This window comes from Streptomyces solincola (genome assembly GCF_002982015.1).
GTDB lineage: Bacteria > Actinomycetota > Actinomycetes > Streptomycetales > Streptomycetaceae > Streptomyces > Streptomyces solincola.
This window is the reverse complement of sequence record NZ_PVLV01000404.1, coordinates 1-6,574: the sequence shown is the minus strand read 5'-3', so window position 1 is coordinate 6,574 and position 6,574 is coordinate 1. Positions and strand designations below refer to the sequence as shown.

Sequence of the window (6,574 nt, the reverse complement as noted above, 5' to 3'; positions counted from 1 at the left end):
CCCCGCACCTCCCCGGATGGACGCCCTCCATGAGCTTGCACGGTCTGCTCGACGCCGTCGTCAAGGACCCCGCCCTCGCCGACGCGGTGAAGGCCGCCGCCGACGGCCGCCGGCCGCAGGTGGACCTGGTCGGTCCGCCGGCCGCCCGGCCCTTCGCCATCGCGGCGCTGGCCCGGGACGCCGGGCGCCCGGTGCTGGCGGTGACCGCCACCGGGCGCGAGGCCGAGGACCTGGCGGCCGCCCTGCGCACGCTCCTCGATCCGGACGGGGTGGCGGAGTTCCCGTCCTGGGAGACGCTGCCGCACGAGCGGCTCTCCCCGCGCTCGGACACCGTGGGACGCCGCCTCGCCGTGCTGCGCCGGCTGGCGCACCCCTCCGCCGACGACCCGGCCACCGGCCCGGTCTCCGTCGTCGTCGCCCCCATCCGCTCCGTCCTCCAGCCGCAGGTCAAGGGGTTGGGCGAGCTGGAGCCGGTGGCCCTGCGCACCGGGCAGCAGGCCGACCTGGAGCAGGTCGTGCAGGGGCTGGCCGCGGCCGCGTACGCCCGGGTGGAGCTGGTGGAGAAGCGCGGCGAGTTCGCCGTGCGCGGCGGCATCCTGGACGTCTTCCCGCCCACCGAGGAGCATCCGCTGCGGGTGGAGTTCTGGGGCGACGACGTCGAGGAGATCCGTTACTTCAAGGTCGCCGACCAGCGCTCCCTGGAGGTCGCCGAGCACGGCCTGTGGGCGCCGCCCTGCCGCGAGCTGCTGCTCACCGAGGAGGTGCGCGGCCGGGCCGCCGCGCTCGCCGAGGCGCACCCGGAGCTGGGCGAGCTGCTGGGCAAGATCGCCGAGGGCATCGCGGTGGAGGGCATGGAGTCCCTCGCCCCGGTGCTGGTGGACGAGATGGAGCTGCTGCTGGACGTGCTGCCGGCCGGCTCCATGGCGGTGGTGTGCGACCCGGAGCGGGTGCGCACCCGGGCCGCCGACCTGGTGGCCACCAGCCAGGAGTTCCTCCAGGCGTCCTGGGCCGCCACCGCGGGCGGCGGCGAGGCCCCCATCGATGTCGGCGCGGCGTCCCTGTGGGGCATCGCGGACGTCCGGGACCGGGCCCGTGAGCTGGGCATGATGTGGTGGTCGGTGTCGCCGTTCGCCGCCGACGAGGAACTGGACGAGGACACCGTCACCCTCGGCATGCGCGCCCCGGAGACCTACCGGGGCGACACCGCCCGCGCCCTCGCCGACACCAAGGGCTGGCTGGCCGAGGGCTGGCGCACGGTGTTCGTCACCGAGGCGCACGGCCCGGCCTCCCGCACCGTCGAGGTCCTCGGCGGCGAGGGCGTCCCCGCCCGCCTCGACCGCGACCTGGGCGAGATCTCCCCCTCCCTCGTCCACGTCTCCTGCGGCTCCATCGACCACGGCTTCGTCGACCCGGGCCTGAAGCTGGCGGTCCTCACCGAGACCGACCTCTCCGGCCAGAAGGCGGCCGGCAAGGACGGCGGCCGGATGCCGGCCCGGCGCCGCAAGACCATCGACCCGCTCACCCTGGAAGCCGGCGACTACATCGTGCACGAGCAGCACGGCGTGGGCCGGTACATCGAGATGGTGCAGCGCACCGTGCAGGGCGCCACCCGCGAGTACCTGCTGGTGGAGTACGCCCCGGCCAAGCGCGGCCAGCCCGGCGACCGGCTGTACATCCCCACCGACCAGTTGGAGCAGGTCACCAAGTACGTCGGCGGCGAGGCCCCGACCCTGCACCGGCTCGGCGGCGCGGACTGGACGAAGACCAAGGCGCGCGCGAAGAAGGCGGTCAAGGAGATCGCCGCCGACCTGATCAAGCTGTACTCGGCGCGGATGGCGGCCCCCGGCCACGCCTTCGCCCCGGACACCCCCTGGCAGCGCGAGCTGGAGGACGCCTTCCCGTACGCGGAGACCCCCGACCAGCTCTCCACCATCGCCGAGGTCAAGGAGGACATGGAGAAGACGGTCCCGATGGACCGGCTGATCTGCGGCGACGTCGGCTACGGCAAGACGGAGATCGCGGTGCGGGCCGCGTTCAAGGCGGTGCAGGACGGCAAGCAGGTCGCCGTCCTCGTCCCCACCACGCTCCTGGTGCAGCAGCACTTCGGCACCTTCTCCGAGCGGTACTCGCAGTTCCCGGTCAAGGTCCGGGCGCTGTCCCGCTTCCAGACCGACACCGAGGCCAAGGCCACCCTCGAAGGGCTGCGGGACGGCTCCGTCGACATCGTCATCGGCACCCACCGCCTGTTCTCCTCCGAGACCAAGTTCAAGGACCTGGGCCTGGTCATCGTCGACGAGGAGCAGCGCTTCGGCGTCGAGCACAAGGAGCAGCTCAAGAAGCTGCGGGCCAACGTGGACGTGCTCACCATGTCCGCGACCCCCATCCCGCGCACCCTGGAGATGGCGGTCACCGGCATCCGCGAGATGTCCACGATCACCACTCCGCCCGAGGAGCGGCACCCGGTCCTGACCTTCGTCGGCCCCTACGAGGAGAAGCAGATCGGCGCGGCCCTGCGCCGCGAATTGCTCCGCGAGGGGCAGGTGTTCTACATCCACAACCGGGTCGAGTCCATCGACCGGGCCGCCGCCCGGCTGCGCGAGATCGTCCCCGAGGCGCGCATCGCCACCGCCCACGGCCAGATGTCGGAACAGGCGCTGGAGCAGGTCGTGGTCGACTTCTGGGAGAAGCGCTACGACGTGCTGGTCTCCACCACGATCGTGGAGTCCGGCATCGACATCTCCAACGCCAACACCCTGATCGTGGAGCGCGGCGACAACTTCGGCCTCTCCCAACTGCACCAGTTGCGCGGCCGGGTGGGCCGCGGCCGGGAGCGCGGCTACGCCTACTTCCTCTACCCGCCGGAGAAGCCGCTCACCGAGACGGCGCACGAGCGGCTGGCCACCATCGCCCAGCACACCGAGATGGGCGCGGGCATGTACGTGGCGATGAAGGACCTGGAGATCCGCGGCGCGGGCAATCTGCTGGGCGGCGAGCAGTCCGGCCACATCGCCGGTGTCGGCTTCGACCTGTACGTGCGCATGGTCGGCGAGGCCGTGGCCGACTACCGGGCCTCCCTGGAAGGCGGCGTGGAGGAGGAGCCGCCCCTGGAGGTCAAGATCGAGCTTCCGGTCGACGCGCACGTCCCGCACGACTACGCCCCCGGCGAGCGGCTGCGCCTCCAGGCGTACCGCGCGATCGCCTCGGCCAACACCGAGGAGGACGTCAAGGCGGTACGCGAGGAACTGACCGACCGCTACGGCAAGCTGCCCGAGCCGGTGGAGAACCTCCTGCTGGTCGCCGGCCTGCGCATGCTGGCCCGCGCCTGCGGCGTCGGCGAGATCGTCCTCCAGGGCCCCAACGTCCGCTTCGGCCCCGTCGAGCTGCGCGAGTCCCAGGAGCTGCGCCTCAAGCGGCTCTACCCGCGCACCGTCATCAAGGCCCCCACCCGGCAGATCCTGGTCCCCCGCCCCACCGCCGGAAAGATCGGCGGCAAGCCCGTCGTCGGCCGCGAACTCCTCGCCTGGACGGGGGAGTTCCTGACCTCCATCCTCGGCTCCTGAGCTCCACCCTCGGCTTCTGTCCTCGCGGGTGACCTCGCGGGGAGGGCCGGCGGTCCGGCCCTCCCCGATCCGCTCATGCGACAAGAGGATCGGATGACTTCCGGTGTGCGGGGGGTGGACGGCACGCGTTCGGCGGACGGGCGGCCCGGCGGGTGGGGACACTCGTCGGTGCCCGCCCACCGGACGTGGACGCGGCCCGCTTCACCCTGTTCGCCAGGAGGAACGAGTCCCGTGAAATCCCGTATCGCCGCCGTCGCCGCCGCGCTGACCCTCGCCACCGTAGGCGCCACCGCCGCGGGCGCCGCGGCCCCGGAGCAGCGCCCGCCCGCCCGGTCGCCGTACGCGCCCTCCGCGCTGGTCCTGACGCTCAACGACGGAGCCACCGCCCTGTCCTCGGCGCCGCAGCGAGCCGTCACCCTGACCTGTGCCTACGTCCCCGCCGGAACGCACCCGCGGCCGGCGGGCGCCTGTGACGCCCTCCGACAGGCCGACGGCAGGCTCTCCGGGCTCCAGGACACCGGCACGTCCTGCACCCTCGACCTGCGCCCCGTCACCGTCACCCTCCAGGGGGTCTGGCAAGGCCGTCGCGTCGACGAGGCCCGCTCCTTCTCCAACGACTGCGTACGAGGCGCCTACGGCCCCCTGACCAGCTTCTGAGGCTTCTCCCCGCCCCGGGCCCGGGGCGGGGAGAAACGGTGGCGCGGGCGCGGCGGAGGCACCGACCGAGTGGCCTCGTCGCACTGGTGATGCTCGGCGTCCGGTGGGACGCCGAGACTCCGCTGCTGCGGCTGGAACCGGTCCTCCCACACGGTCACGTCGTCCCGGACTCGGGTCCGCCTCCGCTCCACGCCGCGGGCCCTCGACCGGGAGGCTCCGGGCCGGTTCGCGGACACCACCTGCGAGCTGTCCGGCACTTGGCCCCGCCCCCTACCATGCGGGACATGTCCACCCCACGAACGGCTGTGCCCGTCGCCGCTCTCGCGGCCGCTTGTCTGCTCGCCGGTTGCGAGGCGATCCCCGCGATCGAGGACCCGGGCGCCACGGACGCGGCGCCCGGTGTGCCCGGGGACGGGCGGGCGGCCAGTCCGCTCGACAACCCGGAGGGCACCCGGCCCGGTCTCGCGGCGCTGTCCTCGGGGGCGGACGAGAAGAAGGCGCGGGAGCTGATCGGGAAGGTGGCGACCAAGGGGCGCGGGCCCAGGACCGGCTACGACCGGGACGAGTTCGGCTACGCCTGGATGGACACGGCCGACGGCGTACCGCTGGCGCGCAACGGGTGCGACACCAGGAACGACCTGCTGAAGCGGGACGGCCAGAAGGTCGCGTTCCGCAAGGGGTCGGACTGCGTGGTGGTGTCGATGACGCTGGCCGACCCGTACACCGGCAAGGAGATCGCCTGGAAGAAGGCGGACGCCGCCGAGGTCCAGATAGACCACGTCATCCCGCTGTCGTACGCCTGGCAACTGGGCGCGGCCCGCTGGAACGAGTCCAAGCGGCGGCAGTTGGCCAACGACACCCTCAACCTGCTCCCGGTGGACGGGTCCGCCAACTCGGCCAAGCGCGACTCCGGCCCGGCGTCCTGGCTGCCGCCGAGCAAGGGCGTCCGCTGCTCGTACGCCGTGCGCTTCGCGCAGGTGGCGCTGAAGTACGAGCTGCCCGTGACGACGGCGGACAAGGAGACGATGCTGGAGCAGTGCGGGGGCTGACCCCGGATGCGGTACGGGAGATCATCCGCGGCTCCGTACCGCCGCCGCGTGCCGGGCGGTGGCCAGGAGGGCGAGCAGGGCCAGCAGGGCGCAGACGCCGGGCCAGCCCGCCAGGGCGTAGGCGTGCACGCCGAGCCAGGAGCCGGCCGCGCCGCCGAGGTAGGCGCAGGTCATGTAGGCGGTGTTGAGGCGGCTGCGGGCGTCGGGGCGCAGGGCGTAGACCCGGGCGTGGTTGGCGATGGTGCCGGACTGCATGGCGACGTCGAGGAGCAGGGTGCCGGCCAGCAGGGCGGCCAGGCCGGGCAGGCCGCCGCGGGCGCCGGGGAGCAGGAGGGCCGCCGAGGCCAGCGCGCCGAGCAGGCAGAGCAGGGTGACCCGGTCGGGGCCGTGGCGGTCGACCAGCCGGCCGGCCGGGCGGGTGACGAGCATGGTGCCGGCGCCGACCAGGGCCAGCAGCCCGACGGCCTGCGCGCCCATGCCGTACGCCGGGCCGGTCAGCAGCAGCGCCACGCTGGTCCACACGGCGGAGAAGCCGCCGAAGACGCACGCCTGGTAGAGGCAGGAGCGGCGCAGCGCCGGTTCGGCGCGCAGCAGGCGCAGCGGTTCGGCGAGGAGGGCGGGGTAGGTCAGCCGGGAGGCCGGGGCGGTGGCGGGCAGGGCGCGGGCGACGGCGAGGGTGAGGAGCAGGACGACGGGGGCGGCGGCCAGGTAGGGGGCCCGCCAGCCGAGCCACTCGCCGAGCGCGCCGCCGAAGGTGCGGGCCAGCAGCATGCCGCCGATCGAGCCGGCCAGGAGGGTGCCGAGGACGGCCCCGCGGCTGCCCGGCTCGGCCAGTCCGGCCGCCAGCGGGCTGACCACCTGCGCGGCCACGGTGGTGAACCCGGTGAAGCCGCCGGCCGCCACCAGCACCGGCAGGCTGGGGGCCGCGCCCGCGGCCAGCAGGCCGAGGGCGGTGAGGGTGAGGAGGGTGAGGAGCAGGGGGCGGGCGGGGACGCGGTCGCCCAGCGGGACGAGCAGGAACATCCCGGCGGTGTAGCCGATCTGCGTGGCGGTCACCACCAGCGCGGCGGCGTCCGGGGTGGTGGCCAGCCGCTCGGCGATCAGCGGGACGACGGCCTGCGGGAAGTAGAGGTTGCCCACGGCGACCGCGCAGATCAGGGCGAGCAGCAGGGTCAGCGGGGAGCTCGGCCCGGTGCGTACGGGGGCGTCGGCGGCGGGCGGCCGGGTTGTCCAGGTCCACATGGGAGCAGTCCACGGCACACCGCGCGGGCCGCCAATCGATGTAGCGTCCGGCTTAAGGGTGAACCG

Annotated in this window: 4 protein-coding genes; 3 read left to right on the top strand and 1 reads right to left on the bottom strand. The window is 73.9% G+C overall.

The genetic code is table 11. The features are described 5' to 3' along the window. Window positions 1–29: 29 nt before the first annotated feature. The 3 genes from mfd to C6N75_RS23060 all read left to right on the top strand — a co-directional run bounded on the left by mfd (window position 30) and on the right by C6N75_RS23060 (window position 5,266). The gene (gene mfd / locus C6N75_RS23070) at window positions 30–3,560 is read left to right on the top strand and encodes a transcription-repair coupling factor (protein WP_105870815.1); all 3,531 of its coding nucleotides are present in this window, start codon (window positions 30–32) and stop codon (window positions 3,558–3,560) included. A 231-nt stretch (window positions 3,561–3,791) separates the two neighbouring features. Next, window positions 3,792–4,217, top strand: coding sequence for a subtilase-type protease inhibitor (locus tag C6N75_RS23065; RefSeq protein WP_258177561.1), 426 nt, complete (start codon window positions 3,792–3,794; stop codon window positions 4,215–4,217). 275 nt (window positions 4,218–4,492) lie between these two features. After that, window positions 4,493–5,266 carry an HNH endonuclease family protein gene (locus C6N75_RS23060; protein WP_105870813.1) on the top strand — a complete coding sequence of 258 codons (774 nt, stop codon included), beginning with the start codon at window positions 4,493–4,495 and terminating at the stop codon, window positions 5,264–5,266. 21 nt (window positions 5,267–5,287) lie between these two features. Here C6N75_RS23060 and C6N75_RS23055 read toward each other — a convergent pair whose 3' ends face one another. Further along, a complete protein-coding gene (locus tag C6N75_RS23055; RefSeq protein ID WP_105870812.1) occupies window positions 5,288–6,508 on the bottom strand; it encodes an MFS transporter in 1,221 nt (406 codons plus the stop codon). Window positions 6,509–6,574 lie beyond the last annotated feature (66 nt).

Bases quoted from the DNA above. Each gene is read 5' to 3' on its own strand.
- mfd (WP_105870815.1), top strand. From the start codon at position 30: ATGAGCTTGCACGGTCTGCTCGACGCCGTCGTCAAGGACCCCGCCCTC.
- C6N75_RS23060 (WP_105870813.1), top strand. From the start codon at position 4,493: ATGCGGGACATGTCCACCCCACGAACGGCTGTGCCCGTCGCCGCTCTC.
- C6N75_RS23055 (WP_105870812.1), bottom strand. From the start codon at position 6,508: ATGTGGACCTGGACAACCCGGCCGCCCGCCGCCGACGCCCCCGTACGC.